The following is a 14868-nucleotide window of genomic DNA, read 5'->3' as shown; positions in this document are numbered from 1 at the left end:
CGATGCGCCTGTCCCACATCTATCAACTCGGCATCAAGGAACTCTGGGGCCTCTGGCGCGATCCGATCCTGTTGATCCTGATCGTCTATTCCTTCACGCTGTCGGTCTATACCGGCTCGACAGCGATGCCGGAAACGCTCAATCGGGCGGCCGTCGCCATCGTCGACGAAGATCGCTCGCCGGTTTCGACGCGGATCGCCACAGCCTTCTATCCGCCCTATTTCGTGCCCCCACAGATGATCACGCCGGCGGAAATGGACCGGCGTATGGACCAGGGCCTCGACACCTTCGCCCTCGACATTCCGCCGAATTTCCAGACGGATCTCTTGGCCGGGCGTTCGCCGACGATCCAGCTCAATGTTGATGCGACGCGCATGAGCCAGGCCTTTTCCGGCAATGGTTACATCCAGCAGATCGTCACCGGCGAGGTCTCAGGCTTCCTCGATCGCCATCGCAGCGAACAGTCACTACCGGTCGATCTTGTTCTTCGTGCGAGGTTCAATGCCGAGCTGAACAAGGGCTGGTTCGGCGCGGTGATGAACGTCATCACCAACATCACCATCCTGTCGATCGTCTTGACAGGTGCTGCCCTCATCCGCGAGCGCGAGCATGGGACGGTGGAGCACCTGCTGGTCATGCCCGTGACCCCTTTCGAAATCATGGTCAGCAAGGTGTGGTCGATGGGACTTGTGGTGCTGTTGGCCTCGGCGGTTTCGCTGGTCTTCATCGTCAAAGGGGTGCTCGCCGTTCCTGTGCAGGGCTCATTCATCCTGTTCCTGCTGGCAACCGCCCTACAACTCTTCGCGACCACGTCGATGGGCATCCTGCTTGCGACCATCGCCGGCTCCATGCCGCAGTTCGGCTTGCTGCTGATGCTGGTGCTTCTGCCGCTGCAGGCTCTCTCCGGCGGCATGACGCCTCGCGAGAGCATGCCCGAAATCATCCAGACCATCATGCTTGCGGCGCCGAACACCCATTTCGTCATTCTGGCCCAGGCAGTTCTTTTCCGCGATGCGGGGCTGGACGTGGTCTGGCCGCAGCTCCTTGCCTTGCTGGTGATCGGCGCCATTCTCTTTGCCTTCGCCATGCGACGCTTTCGGGCGTTCCTGAAATAACCCGTGCGCCGCGGCGGCGACCGCCTGTGGCGCATGGTGCGATCTGTGATTGGACGGAGATCGACCGTGACGGCACCGGGACTGCTCATCACTGTCGAGCTTCAAGGCAAGCCCGACGAGCGCCACCGCTATGTCCGCGCATACGGCGAGTGCATGCCGGAAATCCAGGGCTGGCGCTGGCCGAGCTGATCTCTTGCCAGTGCCGTTTGCGACTGCAGTTGAAGGCTGGAAGTGGCTCGGCGAGCCGCTCCCAACTCTATCGCCGCCGCCGGCTTTACCAGTGAAAAATGACCCTGGCATCGGCAGGTTTTTGGCCGGCGAACGGTGCATGACTGTGCCAGCGACGCGGCGGACGCGGCCCGTTGGCTTGCGCGCCGTGCATTTCCACGCCAGACAGGCGGTTCTGACCCGACGAAGCAAGAGGAGGATCGCCCGACATGACCGACCGTAAAGCCGAAACCGCAGCCTCCAAGTTCGATGCAACGGTGACCAGCGCCGACTGGTATGGACAGACGATCTCTGACCGCAACCACAGCCGGACGCTTTTTGCCGATCTCGATATGACCGAGGCCACGAGCGCCGGCGCCGTCTTCAAGGAATGCACGTTCCGCCGCGCCAAGTTCAATTGCTCGCGTCACGAGGCAAGCGCCTTCATCAACTGCACCTTCGTCGGGTGCAATTTCTATGATGTCGCTTTCAACGCGTGCAAGTTTGTCGGCAGCGTGTTCGAGGCCTGCAAGTTCGACGCGACGAGCATCAAGGGCGGAAACTGGTCTTTTGTCGGACTGCAGGGGGCCGATCTTCGCAGTGCTGATATCGCCGACGTCGTGATGCGCGAGGCGGATCTGACCGGTGTGCGTTGCGACGGTGGATCGATGACTGGCGTTGATCTGTCCGGTGCGGCACTCGATCGCGGCAATTTCATCGGCTGCGATCTGCGCGGTAGCGACATCAGCACGATCGAGCCCGACACGGTGGCCTTGAAGCGCGCCGTCATCACCATCGATCAGGCGGTCATGATCTGCGAGGCCATGGGCCTGGTGGTTCGGGCTTCATGATCCCTGGTTAGGCATGGGAGGCGGTGCGCCGGACCTTAAGGAAGTGTGGTTCAAACCCTTTATGCCTCAAGTCCGTGGCTCGCCGCTCGGCGCATAGACCGTCTTCTGCTTGAAGGCGAAGATATGGCCGCAGCGGCACCGCATCATGTGTTTGGCAGGATCGCTCGACGGGCGCTCCGTCGAAAAGCCCGTTGGCATCTGGTCGATGAGAAAACCACGGGTCCTGCTTTTCGGATCGTCGTTCTCCGAGGCTTCTGCAAAGCCGGACGCCCCACATTTCGAGCATTCCAGTTTTCTCGAATAACGATCTCTCGACACGATTGTCCCAATCCAAAATCAACTCGGCACCCGGACTATAGGAGGCGAGAGGCGCGTTCAAGGCCGTCGACGGAAAACCGCGCTAGGCTGAGGCCGGGTTGACGGCGGCCTGTTGCCGATCAGACAGTATCCTGTCGGCGCCGTATCTCGGCTGCGATGGTCGCCTCGTCCTGCCGGAGCGACAGGCGCCTGGCTGCGGCAAGACCCTGAGTCCAGGTCGACAGCGCGCGCTCCTTGCTGTCGTCCAGCCAATGCGCCAACCCGCACCACAGCCCATATTGCGCCGTACCCACCGGGAAGACCCGGCAATAGCGCGAAAGCTCATGCAGAACCTGGCGCTCCCAATGACCCCATTGCTCGTACTCGCGCGATAGCCCCTCCTCCCGGCCGCGAAACAGCACTTCGACGCCGGAGATGCCGATCAGCGCGCTGTGGGAGGAGGGCCGGCGCATGGCGCGCAGCAGACGAAGCGTGTCGACGGCGGCCTCGACGCTTTCTGCGTGCCTGCCGATGCGGGCGAGCGCCAGCGCCAGCGCACCGCGCGCCGATATCTGTGCGGCAAGATCGACGGAGCCGAGCATGGCCGAGGTGATCAGCCTGAGCACCTCCACCGCCTCGCGCGGTCGATCCATGTGCAGCACGCAGAGCGCCTTGCAGCGCAGGGCCCATATTTCCTGCTGGATGTTCCGGCGTTCTGGCCGCAGGCTCTAACGCGCTCCAATCTCCGCGATAATAGAGCGACCAGAAACGGATGCCCTGCGCATTGCACCAGCGCAGCTGGTCTCCGGCGCTGAGAACGAGCGTCCGAGAACCTCGCCGCCCCGGCTGCAGATCTGTTCGGCGCAGCGGGCGTAGGAGAGCGTGAGCAGTTTCGGGATCTGGTCCAGGCCGTCCTGTCCGCGCCGGGCCAATTGTTCGACGAGGGCCGTGTCGCGCGACACATCCACGAACAGCACCGCGGCCGGAAATGCGACGGCTGCCGGGCGGTCGCCATTGGCGCCGTGGATCCTGCCGAGCAGTTCCAGCGGCAGGAAGCCCTCCAGGAGCGGATCGTTTTTTCCCATGACTTCTTTCTCACGGCTGCAGAAAGACGGAGGAAAGCGCCGGGGCGCCCAATTCGCTCACACGATGGGGTGAGGAGCCTACTACTTCTGGATTAGTGGTTCCCCTCTCACGTATCTGCAGACTTTCGCATATAATTCACCCGGCGCTAAGAGGGGGGCGTCAACCTCAGTCGAAATCAGGACATGGGTCGGAAGGGCCAATGCGGCGCTTTGTGCTCATGTACAACCCAAGGTTAAGTCGATATCTTCTGGCTTCGACGCATGAAATGGATGCGAGCATATTTTGCGGGCGTGGAAAGACCGGAAGAAAGGCGGCTGCGACCGAGGGTGGCGGCACATCTGGTGGAGAACTCTGTGCAGAGAAGCGACATTGGCAAAGGCAGATCGCAGACCGACAAAGGATCGGAGGCCGTCATCGACGAGGCGTTGCGGCAGCTTGCCGGTGAGGTCGGCATGAGCGACCTCGACACGGAATCGAAAACGGCCTGGATATCGCAGGGATTCGAACGGTTGGTCGATCGTGTTCGCAAGGCGCCCGCCAATGTGCACTTCGATGTCCTGATCATCGGCAGCGGGTATGGCGGTGCCGTTGCCGCATCGAGCTTCGCCGGTCGCATGCATGAGGGCAGGCCGATCTCCGTTGGCGTGCTCGAGCGCGGGCGTGAATATCTGCCAGGCTCGTTTCCGACAGGGCTTGGTGAATTGCCGCGCCATATTCGCAGCGACAACAACAAGGAGGGCCTGATCGACATAAGGATCGGTGCGGAGGTCGTTACCGTCGTCGCCAATGGCGTGGGCGGCGGCTCGCTGATCAATGCCGGGGTCATGGAAACGCCGCTGCCAAGCATATTCCATAGGGGATGGCCAGCGGCCCTCAAGGACCTCTCGGTCTGGAAATCCTATTTCGATCGCGCCCGTGATCTGCTCGGCAGCACCATCATGGGCACCCCAAACACCATTGCAAACCATGTTGATGGCGTGCCGCAAAAGTTTCGCTCCGTTCGCTCCATCGCCCCGGACGGCAATTTCCGCCCCGCCTCGATCACGGTCGCGATGAGCGACACCGTCAGTTCGGGCAATGTACGCCTTAACAAATGCGTGCGCTGCGGCGATTGCGCCACCGGCTGCAATGGGGGTGCGAAGAACTCGCTCGACGTCAATTTGCTGGCGCGGGCACACGAGTACGGTGCGGAAATTTTCAGCGGTGCGACCGTGCTGACCATCGCCAGGGATGGCGAGGCGGGCTGGATCGTCAACAGCGTCTACACCGACGCAAAATTGCGAAAGCGCGACGGCGGGACGGTGCCGATCAGGGCGCGCAAGGTCGTGCTTGCCGCCGGTACTCTCGGCTCCAGCGAAATCCTGATGCGGTCACGCGGATTGGGCCTGCAACTGCCCGACAAGAACCTCGGAACACGGTGCTCGACCAATGGTGACATGCTGGTTGCCGACTATGCCACTACAGCCACTGTCAACACTGTCGCGGATGAAACGGTCAAACCCTCGGCCCGGGCGATCGGGCCGATGATTACCGGCGTGATCGACCTGCGTGCCTCCGCCGGTGTCATGATCGAGGAAATGTCGGTGCCGGCCGCCCTGCGCATCGCCTTTGCCGAGGTTTTTGCCACGCTCAATACGCTGCACGGCCTCGCCAGGCATGACGGCAGCCGTCACCGGCCGGGGTTTCCGGATGACGATATCTACGCAGTGCCGCCGGCACGCATCGGCCACTCGGCCCTCTACGCCGTCATGGCCGATGATGGCGCGGCGGGCCGGATCGAGCTCGACGGCGATCTCATCGCGACCGATCGCGACGGCATCGCGCGGATCCGCTGGGACAAGCTGCAAGGCCTGCCGATCTTCGACAAGGAGATCGAGGCGCTCGCGGCGCTGACCAAGAACTCAGGTGGCCGCCTCATCCCCAATCCGGTCTGGAAACTGTTGCCGGCCGATCTGACCTGGCTGCTCAAAGACCAGCGCGGACCGTTGGCAACCGTCCAACCGCTTGGCGGATGCGTGATGGCCGATACCGGCGCGGACGGTGTGGTCGACCATCTGGGGCGCGTCTTCACATCGGCGGATTCCGATGCTGTGTATGACGATCTCGTCGTGCTCGACGGATCGATCATTCCAACGGCCCTTGCAACGAACCCTGCCTTGACGATTACCGCGATCGCGCTACGCGCGGCCGAAACGTTGGCGGACGAGTGGGGCTATGCGGCGGCCGAAGCCCGGCCCATGGGTCCACCACTGGTTCGTCCGGTCTTTCGCAGCACCGACGTCGCCGCACGGGCGCAGTCGAGCGAAGTGGAAATCACCGAACGGCTTGTCGGCCCCATTCGCCTGACGCCCACTGATGGGGTCGAGGAAACCCGGATCGTCGAGCTGACCATGCGGTTTACACCGACGAGACTTGGACAATTGACGCCGAACAATGGCGGACATCCGATCCTTCGTGTCGCGACCGAAGTGCCGGATCGCGCCATCAGAAGCCAGATCCGGATCTTCCCTCGGGAGGTCTGGGAAACGCTCGAGACAACCTGGTTGCCTTTGCATGTGAAGGAGCAGCGACTCGACGCCGCCGTCGAGTTCAGCGCGCCGATTTCCGGCAGCCTCAGGATATTCGAGCGGCAGGAAAGCACGTTGCTTGGGCGGGTGTGGCGTGCCGGCAAGGCGTGGACGCTGAACCGGGGCCTTCGCGACGGCTACCAGGCTCTTGTCGATGGGGATGACGGCCCCGGTATCTGGTCGCGGCTTAAATCGGCTTTTGCGATCGCCAGCCGCTCCGGCGAGATCAGGGCGCTCAGCTATGATCTGACCATTGGGCCACGGGACGTCGGCGGCAAGATCACGCTTGCTGGCAACCGTATCGTCGGCACCAAGACCTTCACCTATGAGAGGCGCTGCAACCCCTGGCGCCAACTCATGGAGGTGAGGCTCGACAGGTTTCCAGGCCTCAGCGCTGACAGCGGCGAGCGCGTGCTGAAACTCGATGTCGGCTATCTCGCGCGGATCGGCCTGCCGTTATTCCGGATCGTCAATCAACGCGATGGCGCCAACACCATCGGCGAATTGCTGACATTCTTCGGCTTCGTCACGCGGCTTCTGCTTGGTCTGCACATCTGGAGCTTTCGTTCTCCCGACCAGGACAAGCGGTCAAGCGAGGCGATCGTCAACCGCCTGCCGCCGACCACCCTGAAGCTGCCTGGCGGCGCATCGATCACCGCCGAACTGCACCGCATCGCGCTTGCGCCCGAACGGCCGGATGGCGGAGGCAACGACATCCCCGGCGAAGTGCGGCTGACGCGCTATCGTCATCCCAACACCAAGAAGCGGCCGCTGGTGATGTTCCACGGCTATAGCGCCAGCGGCACGACGTTTGCGCATCATGCGGTCAACCCCAACTTCGCCAGCCATTTCTGGTGCACCGGCCGTGACATCTGGATCGCCGATCTGAGAACCAGCGCTGGTCAGCCGACCGCGACGCAGGCCTGGAGTTTTGACCAGATCGGCAATGTCGACGTGCCGGCAGCCCTGAAGACGGTGGCGGCGACGTCGCCGGACGGAACGGTCGACGTGATCGCCCATTGCATGGGAACCGTCGTTTTCAGCATCGCGGTTTTGAACGGCCATGCGACCGGGCTCGTCAATCGCGCCGCGTTCACGCAGGTCGGCCCGCTCGTGGTCTTCGCACCGGCCAACATCTTTCGCGCCTATGTCGTGCGCTATCTCATCGATTTCCTGCCGGACTGCTACAGCTTCAACCCGAAGGAGCCGACACTGGCCGACGATCTTCTCGATCGGCTGCTGTCGACACTGCCCTATCCCGTCGAGGAATTCGACGTCGAAAATCCGCTATGGCCGACGAAACGAACGCCCTGGACGCGGACGCGGCACCGCATGGACGCGCTTTACGGTCGCGATTTCAACGTGCGCAACATGGAGCCCGAGATGCTGCGCTATATCGACGAGCATTTCGGTCCGCTGAGCCTGTCGACGGTGTCGTCGACACTGCATTTCGTGCGCTATTCGACGATGACGGACTTTCATGGGCGCAATCGCCTGGTCTCGCGCCAGAATCTGGAAAAGCACTGGTCGTTCCCGACCTTCAGCGTGCATGGGGCGGAAAACGGCCTGTCGCACGTCTCGACCGTTGATCGCATGCGCCAGATTTTTGGCGATGCTGGTCGGGTCTATAGGCCTCCCTTCGTCAACCCGGGTGCGGGCCATCAGGATGCTCTGGTGGGAACGACGCGTCATGCGACCTTGCAGCAGATCCAGCAGTTTCTCGACGCCGACATACCGACGGGTGTAATCAAGGCCGACAGCGAAAAAGTGGTCTATCCGCCCTGGATCGGTCCGATCCTCACTGAAGAGCGCCCGAAGACGCCGGCGCTGGTGATCCGCCTTGGTTCGGCGCCCTCGCACCGGGCGACGGAAGCCGCATTGTTGCTGCGCATCCGGCTGGTCAACGAACGTATCTGTCGACCGGATGATGCGGCGAAGCCCTGGGATATCCAATATCTCATCGAACACCTTGTGGCCTATACCTCCAAGGCGCTTGAAGACGATGGCTGGGACGCATTCGAAGCCCCGCTGCCGGCCCGCATGCCGGGCAACGCTGGTGCGGGTCGCGGCAATGCGCTTCTGGTCCTGTTGGTCTACGACGAGGATGCGGCGTTGGCGGCACCGGACCTCGATCATGAGGAGCCACCGCCGCCGCTTGAACCCATTGCGGCACCACCGCCGGTGATCGTGCTGCGCGAGACCGCCGCTCCGCGTGATCCGATTGCTGGTCCTGGCGGCGGGCTGTCGTTGCCGACCTTCGATTTCGACAGGCATCTGGCACAGCCCGGCCGTGCCGGGCAGGGGCCAGCCTACGGCTATTTCGTTGCCGATATCGCGAAGAAGCAGATGCGCCGGCTGGATCCGACAGGTGCGGGCAATGCCGCGAGCAAGCAGGCGATCGCCTTTGCCTTCAGTCGATTTGAAGAAATGGCCGTCGCTGTGGAGCGTGCGCTCGCCTTTCCCACTCCGAATACAAAGCGGCAGGGTTTCATGCAGGCAGCGCCTCTTCCCGTTGTCGAACAGGATTTCGACTTGAGGGACGGCGTCATTCCCTACGATCCGCCGGTGCAGCCGCCCCTGGAACCGACGCCGAACGGCACCAGTTTTACGCTGTCGTCGTGCCAGTATCCGGCCGGATTTCTCGACGAGGCCGTCGCCTACCATTCCTATCGCCGCATCGGCGAGCGGCTCGAGGCCAATGTCGGCATCAAGCCGCGCTTCGCGCTTTTCGTCGGCGACCAGGTCTATGTCGACCCGACAGCGGGCCTTTATGACCCGACCCGGCGGGACGATCGATATCGTCTGCCCTATGAAGCCTGGCTCAACCAGCAAAGCGTGCGCAACGTGCTGCGGAAGATCCCGTCCTTCATGCTGCTTGATGATCATGAGATCGACGACAATTGGGAGCCGATTTCCGATCCCGACGACGATGACAACGCCGAAAAGGTGACGCGGGGCATCGAAGCCTACAGGAAGTATCAGCGCGGCATGCATGCCAAGCTCGAGATGTTCGATTTCGACGGCTTTCATTTCTTCATGCTCGACACACGGACGCAGCGCACACACCGCAAGGTCGGCGACGGTCTTAGGACGGCGGCGATGATTGCGCCGGCGACGATGGACAGTTTGAAGCAATGGCTGTTGCTGGCGCCCGCACCGAAGTTCGTGGTGTCGCCGGTGATGTTCCTGCCGCGGCATCGGCGCGCCATCCAACGCGACCGCAGCCTGTCGTGGACGAACCTGAGTGCGCTGCATTCCGACGGCTGGGACGGTTATCCCAACACGCTTCGCGAGGTGCTTGCCTATATCGCCGAGAACCGGGTCGAGCATGTGGTGTTTCTCTCGGGCGATGAACATCGAGGCTGCATCGCCACCGTCGATCTATGCGATGAGGATGGCTCTCTCATCACTCGTCTACACTCGATCCACACGGCGGCGATGTTTGCGCCCTATCCCTTCGCCAACGGCATCGACGAGGAGATCGTCGACAGCGAGGCGATCGAGATCCGAAATGGTGCGAAGACCTACCGCTGCGTCGTCAATGCAACGCGCCCGGCGGCTGGAGACGGGGCGACATTTCTGCGTGTGCGTGCCGCTGCCGCCGGTTGGGAACTCGATTGCGAGTTCGGTGACGGTGCGATCCAGACACTGACGATCTGATCGCTGGACGCCTTCGCGTGAGATGTTTCAGCGATAGCCCGTCGCGTCGGCGGGCTTGTTCTGCTCCATCACCTCGCGCATGTAACGCCAGCAATCGGGGCGCGAGCCGTCGAGGTCGGTGAAGCCGTATTCCTGGGCAAGGCTGCCGCTCGACAGCGATTGCCCGTTCCACCGGGCCTTCTGCGGATCCGCGGCCAGCGCCGCGATGGCGCGGCCGACGAAGCGTGGACTTTCGGAAATGACGAAATGCGGCTGGATCTTCGTTGCCTCTCGCCAGGTTTCTTCCGTCACTTGGAAATGCTCCAGCATCATTTCAGAGCGCATCCAGCCCGGGGTAATCGAGATGGCCGTGGCGCCGTACGGTTCCAGATCCTTGGCATGTGCCCAGGCCATGCGGTTGGCCGCGACCTTGGCGAGGTCGTAGAAGGGCGAGAGCCGATAATGCTCGGCATTGTACTCGGCCGTTCCGTCCGTCACCTCGACAAGCAGCCCGCCGCGATTTTCGATCATCAGCGGCAGGGCATGGTGGGCGGTGATCAGATGCGTGTCGATCGCCAGGCGCAACAGCTTCAAGCCGTTGTCGAGATCATGTTCCCATACCGCCTTGTTCCATTCGAACAGGTTTTCTCCACCCCAGACGTCGTTGACGAGAATGTCGAGCCGACCGTGCTCGCGCCGGATGCGTTCGATGAGAGCCTTCACCTGCGTGGATTGCAGGTGGTCGACCTGCACCGCGACGCCTTCGCCGCCGAGTTCGCTGACGAGTTCCGCCGTCTCCTCGATGGTTTCGGGGCGCTTGTATTCCGACTGCTGGCTTCTCGTGGTGCGGCCGGTGACATAGACGGTTGCGCCCGCCGCACCGAGTTCGGCGGCAATGCCGCGTCCGCCGCCGCGAGTGGCGCCTGCGACCAATGCAATTTTTCCCTTGAGCGTCATATTTTCCTCCATCGGTGATCGAGGCCATCTGGTCGTGGCTATGAGAATAGGATATATAAACGATTATTCGGTTATTAATGAGAGTCAAGATGCCACGCCCCAAAACAATGCCTGATGAAGATGTGTTGGCAGCCGCGTTGGCGATCATGCATGCGAGCGGCCCGGAGGGCCTGACCTTCGCCGCTCTTGCCACGGGCACCGGGCTCTCCGCCTCCACCCTGGTCCAGCGGTTTGAGAACAAGCAGCACCTCGTTCGGCGCACGCTTTTGCAAGCCTGGGACGGGCTCGACCGATTGACTTCAGAGCTTTCCGCGACCTTGCCGAAGACACCGGAAGGCGCTGTCGATCTGCTCGTCGGACTGTCCGGCGACTATGGCGGCATCGAAACCTATGCCGACGGGCTTCGGATCCTGCGCGAGGATTTGCGCGATCCGGCGCTTCGCGCCCGCGGCGCGCGATGGCGCGATGCGCTCTCACAGGCGCTGGATGAACGCCTCTCCGGTCCATCGGGGCCGGTACCCGGCATTGGCCTCCTGATGGCGTCCCACTGGCAGGGGGCCCTGCTTTGGTGGAGTTTCGATCCGCAGATCCCGGTTGCGGATTTCGTCCGGCAGAGCCTGCGCCGTTTCGTGTCGGTCCTCGCCACAGGCGCATCCGCTCCACCGCTGCTTGAAGTGCTGCGCGACTGAGTCACGACAGGACCGGCCGGTCACCCGGCTTCAAATCCGCGTGACATTGCGCGCGGCCCCATGACGCGGCCGCGCATTCATCCTAGATCGAATGCATGATCAGGTTTGCTGCCGCATTTTTTTCTCTACTGCTGATGTGCTCCCTGGCGGTCGCACAGGATCGGCCACCGCTTGCGGCGCTGTTGGACGGCCTTGCGGCGCGCGACGACCTCAAGCCATTGAAAACCGTGATCGTCTCACAAGCTGGCTCTGTCCTTGCCGAGCGCGGCTACCGGGGCACCCGCCCTACGGACACCAACAACATCAAATCGGCTTCCAAATCGATCGTATCGGCTCTGGTCGGCATTGCGATCGACAAGGGCTTGCTTGAGGGCCCGGACCAGAAGATCGCTCCGATCCTCAAGCCGGACCTGCCGGCTTCGCCCGATCCGCGGCTTGAGGACATCACCATCGGCAATCTGCTTTCGATGCAGGCCGGTCTCGGAAGGATGTCCGGTCCGAATTACGGCCGCTGGGTGTCCAGCCGGAACTGGGTCCGCTCCGCACTCGCGCAGCCGTTCGACGACGAACCGGGCGGGCAGATGCTTTATTCGACCGCGTCCACCCATTTGCTCTCGGCAATCCTGACCAAGGTCAGCGGCAAGTCGACGCTTGCTCTCGCCCGCGAATGGCTTGGTCCGATCAAGGGTTTTCGCATCGATGCCTGGGACCGCGATCCCCAGGGCATCTATCTCGGCGGCAACCAGATGGCCATGAGTGCGCGATCTCTGCTTGCTTTCGGCGAGATTTACCGCAACGGCGGCAAAACGGCAGATGGAAGACAGGTGGTGCCGGCGCAATGGGTCGCACTTTCCTGGCAACCGCGCACCAATTCTCGGTTCTCCGGCGACATCTACGGCTACGGCTGGTTTCAGCGTCAGATCGCTGGCGAGACCGTGCATTTCGCCTGGGGCTATGGCGGCCAGATGCTCTATATCGTTCCGGCGTTGGATCTGACCGTGGTGATGACGTCTGAGGAGAGCGGCCCGTCGGCACGCACCGGTTACCGCGATGCGCTGCATCTGCTGCTCGGCGATATCATCGACACGGTCAGGGCGTCGCCGCGTCTCGGCGAATAGCTGCGTTTTCCACCCCATCACCGGCGAAACCTGCGGTGCCGGGTGCAGCCGCCGTGTCGCGTGCGTGGCTTCGTGCGGAGCGAACCTGCTGTGGATGAACGGCGTCTCCTTTTCCTGATGGGCTCGTGGGCCGCCGGCCGGCAAACGCAGGCTTGCACGGCAATTCAACCGGCGCCGGCACCGGAGATATCGTGCGCGCCGAGCGCGGACGGGCCGTCATTTTGTCGGACGCTGTAACGCTTCCCCTGATCGTAGTCTAACGATCAAGAGAAATAGAGATCGCAGGAGAAACACCGGTTTCGCGCAGCCGATTCATTGGAAGCGCCGTATGTCTGCAACCAGGAAGACGCAGCAATCTGTCAACGTGGAGAAGCACCATGACAATTCCCAGACCCCTCCTTGGAGCCCTTATCGTTGCTCAGCTGGCAACTGTCGCCGTGGCCGGAGAGATCAACGAGAAGAGCGGTGTGGCGATTTCGGGCTATGATCCGGTCGCATATTTCGTCCAGAGCAAGCCGGTTGAGGGCAAAGCGGACCTTGCCGTGACCTACCGTGATGCCCGCTTCCTGTTCGCCTCGGAGGAAAACCGCAAAGCCTTCGAAGCAACCCCGGGAAAATATGCGCCGCAGTATGGCGGCTTTTGCGCCTACGGCATGTCCCGCGGCTACAAGGCCCCGATCGATCCGGCGGCGTTCACGATCGTCGATGACAAGCTCTACCTGAACTACGATCAATCGGTGCTGGAAACCTGGCGCAAGGATATCAAGGGTTATGTGACCAAGGCCGATCAGAACTGGCCGGCGGTGAAACTGCAGTAAGCCGGTGGACGCTCAGCTATCCTGTGTCTCATCAATGAGGCGCAGGATAGCCTCGCGATCTTCATCGAGATGCGGCGGGCGCTTGCGGTACTGCACCGGTGTTGCCGACATCTTCAGCGGATTGCCCAGAACGCGGATCGGGGTCTCACCTGCTTGGTCCTCCATGCTGACCACCATTCCGCGCGCGAGCGTATGCGGATCACGCAGGGCCTGATCGACACTAGCAACCCGACCGGCGGGAACACCCTCGGCGTCGACGCCTTCCGGCGTGGCGATGTCGATTGCGATCGACTTCGTTAGTCATGGGGACTGAGTGTTAGACCGGAGCCGAGCGTCAAGTATTGACGTTTGTCTCGATTGTTCTCGGAGAGTTCAAAGATGGCTTCCGGCGTTGTTCTATCCAGACGAACACGTCTTGAAAGGGCACCGCTAGGCCGAGCCGCGCAGCATGATCTCGGCGCTGAGCAGAATGCGCTCGTCCGCGGGGAAGGCCTGGTCGTCGTTCTCAGTTTCGCCGAGCTTGAACAGTAGCAGCTCGATCGCCAGCCGGCCGATCTCGTTGTAGTTCTGCGCCACAGTCGTCAGCGGTGGACAGGTGTAGCGCGACAGCGGATGGTCGTCGTGGCCTGCCACCCGCAGGTCACTGTCCGGTTCGCGGCCGACCTTGACGCCGGACTGGAAGGCCGCCGCAATCACGCCGAAGGCAACGCGGTCGTTGGCGCACAGCACCGTCTTCGTCGGAAAACCGCCTTCTCCCAGAATGCGCAGCGTTTCGTCGTAGCCGAACTTTTCGAAATCCCACGAGGCGTTCGGCGCCGTCGGCACGATGACGGGATCCATCTTCAACTGCTGCATCGCCTCCTCATAGGCGTGTTGGCGGGCGAGCGCGTTGTTGTTGACCGGCGGCATGCCGAAGTAGCAGGGCGGTGCGCCGGACCGGCAGAGATAATCGACCATCAGCTTGAAGCTCTGGCGGTTGTCCGTGCCGACGAAGGAGGAACTGCCGTCGAGCGGCGAGTCGACATAAACAAGCGGGATGCTCTCGCCGAGCGAGGTGAGTTTTTGGTGATGGGACTGGACGCCGAGCGGGGCGATGATCGCGCCGGCGACATTCATCGACTTGAAGGTTTCGATGGCGCGCTCTTCCATCTCCGGCTTGCCGTCGGAGGAGAGAACGAAGGCGAGAAAGCCCGCCTGGTTGGCGATATGTTCGATCCGCCGCGTCAGCGCCATGTAGAACGGGTCGGTCGAATTGGGAACGATGACGCCAAGAATATTGGTTCGCCGCCGGTTGAGATTGACGGCGAAGATGTTGGGCCGGAAGCCGGATTGCTTGATCGCGGCCTCGATGGCGTCGCGGGTCTTTTTGCGAACCGAAGTCGGATCGTTGAAGTATTTGGAGACAGTGGGGCGCGACAAACCGACGAACTCCGAAAAATCCTCCATCGTCTTGATTTGTCTGTCCACGGTCGAAGCGCCCCCATTCTTCTTTTGGGTTTCGTTTATAGATTTATTTCCGAGGGA

At 62.0% G+C, this 14868-nt stretch carries 13 protein-coding genes; 7 read left to right on the top strand and 6 right to left on the bottom strand.

Annotated features, from left to right (window positions below; all coding sequences use genetic code 11):
- Positions 1 to 2: 2 nt before the first annotated feature.
- From ASD02_RS04965 to ASD02_RS04955, 3 genes are all read left to right on the top strand, one after another.
- Positions 3 to 1115: an ABC transporter permease gene (locus ASD02_RS04965; protein WP_057209922.1), complete on the top strand. Its 1113-nt coding sequence runs from the start codon at positions 3 to 5 to the stop codon at positions 1113 to 1115.
- 66 nt (positions 1116 to 1181) lie between these two features.
- Positions 1182 to 1304 (top strand): hypothetical protein, encoded by a 123-nt coding sequence (locus ASD02_RS40320; protein WP_255569825.1) that lies wholly within the window; start codon positions 1182 to 1184, stop codon positions 1302 to 1304.
- 248 nt (positions 1305 to 1552) lie between these two features.
- Positions 1553 to 2173 (top strand): pentapeptide repeat-containing protein, encoded by a 621-nt coding sequence (locus ASD02_RS04955; RefSeq protein WP_057209919.1) that lies wholly within the window; start codon positions 1553 to 1555, stop codon positions 2171 to 2173.
- 66 nt (positions 2174 to 2239) lie between these two features.
- On the opposite strand, the gene ASD02_RS39500 is transcribed toward ASD02_RS04955, so the two are convergent.
- The 3 genes from ASD02_RS39500 to ASD02_RS04940 form a co-directional block, all read right to left on the bottom strand.
- Positions 2240 to 2494 carry a hypothetical protein gene (locus ASD02_RS39500; RefSeq protein ID WP_025429345.1) on the bottom strand — a complete coding sequence of 85 codons (255 nt, stop codon included), beginning with the start codon at positions 2492 to 2494 and terminating at the stop codon, positions 2240 to 2242.
- A gap of 116 nt (positions 2495 to 2610) precedes the next feature.
- Entirely contained in the window at positions 2611 to 3132 is a 522-nt protein-coding gene (locus ASD02_RS04945; RefSeq protein WP_057212808.1) for a hypothetical protein, read from the bottom strand.
- A gap of 66 nt (positions 3133 to 3198) precedes the next feature.
- On the bottom strand, positions 3199 to 3555 hold the full coding sequence (locus ASD02_RS04940; RefSeq protein WP_057212807.1) for a hypothetical protein: 357 nt from the start codon (positions 3553 to 3555) through the stop codon (positions 3199 to 3201).
- A gap of 354 nt (positions 3556 to 3909) precedes the next feature.
- Here ASD02_RS04940 and ASD02_RS04935 point away from each other — a divergent pair, with 354 nt between their 5' ends.
- On the top strand, positions 3910 to 9783 hold the full coding sequence (locus ASD02_RS04935) for an alkaline phosphatase D family protein (RefSeq protein WP_057221915.1): 5874 nt from the start codon (positions 3910 to 3912) through the stop codon (positions 9781 to 9783).
- A gap of 27 nt (positions 9784 to 9810) precedes the next feature.
- Here the strand turns inward: ASD02_RS04935 and ASD02_RS04930 are convergent, their stop codons facing one another.
- Positions 9811 to 10719: an SDR family oxidoreductase gene (locus ASD02_RS04930; protein ID WP_057209914.1), complete on the bottom strand. Its 909-nt coding sequence runs from the start codon at positions 10717 to 10719 to the stop codon at positions 9811 to 9813.
- An 89-nt stretch (positions 10720 to 10808) separates the two neighbouring features.
- On the opposite strand from ASD02_RS04930, the gene ASD02_RS04925 reads away from it, so the two are divergent.
- The 3 genes from ASD02_RS04925 to ASD02_RS04915 all read left to right on the top strand — a co-directional run bounded on the left by ASD02_RS04925 (position 10809) and on the right by ASD02_RS04915 (position 13344).
- Positions 10809 to 11408 (top strand): TetR family transcriptional regulator, encoded by a 600-nt coding sequence (locus ASD02_RS04925; RefSeq protein WP_057221947.1) that lies wholly within the window; start codon positions 10809 to 10811, stop codon positions 11406 to 11408.
- 95 nt (positions 11409 to 11503) lie between these two features.
- Positions 11504 to 12526, top strand: a complete 1023-nt coding sequence (locus tag ASD02_RS04920) for a serine hydrolase (RefSeq protein ID WP_057221914.1) — start codon at positions 11504 to 11506, stop codon at positions 12524 to 12526.
- 377 nt (positions 12527 to 12903) lie between these two features.
- Positions 12904 to 13344 (top strand): YHS domain-containing (seleno)protein, encoded by a 441-nt coding sequence (locus tag ASD02_RS04915; protein ID WP_057221913.1) that lies wholly within the window; start codon positions 12904 to 12906, stop codon positions 13342 to 13344.
- Positions 13345 to 13356: 12 nt separating this feature from the next.
- Here ASD02_RS04915 and ASD02_RS36690 read toward each other — a convergent pair whose 3' ends face one another.
- Positions 13357 to 13620: a CoA transferase gene (locus tag ASD02_RS36690; protein ID WP_277996344.1), complete on the bottom strand. Its 264-nt coding sequence runs from the start codon at positions 13618 to 13620 to the stop codon at positions 13357 to 13359.
- Positions 13621 to 13773: 153 nt separating this feature from the next.
- On the bottom strand, positions 13774 to 14790 hold the full coding sequence (locus tag ASD02_RS04910) for a LacI family DNA-binding transcriptional regulator (protein ID WP_057221912.1): 1017 nt from the start codon (positions 14788 to 14790) through the stop codon (positions 13774 to 13776).
- Between the last annotated feature and the right edge of the window lie 78 nt (positions 14791 to 14868).

This window comes from Ensifer sp. Root1252 (assembly GCF_001425885.1).
In the GTDB taxonomy this organism is placed as follows: Bacteria; Pseudomonadota; Alphaproteobacteria; order Rhizobiales; family Rhizobiaceae; genus Ensifer; species Ensifer canadensis.
The sequence above is the reverse complement of the archived record's forward strand: the minus strand, read 5'-3'. Positions and strand labels throughout refer to the sequence as shown.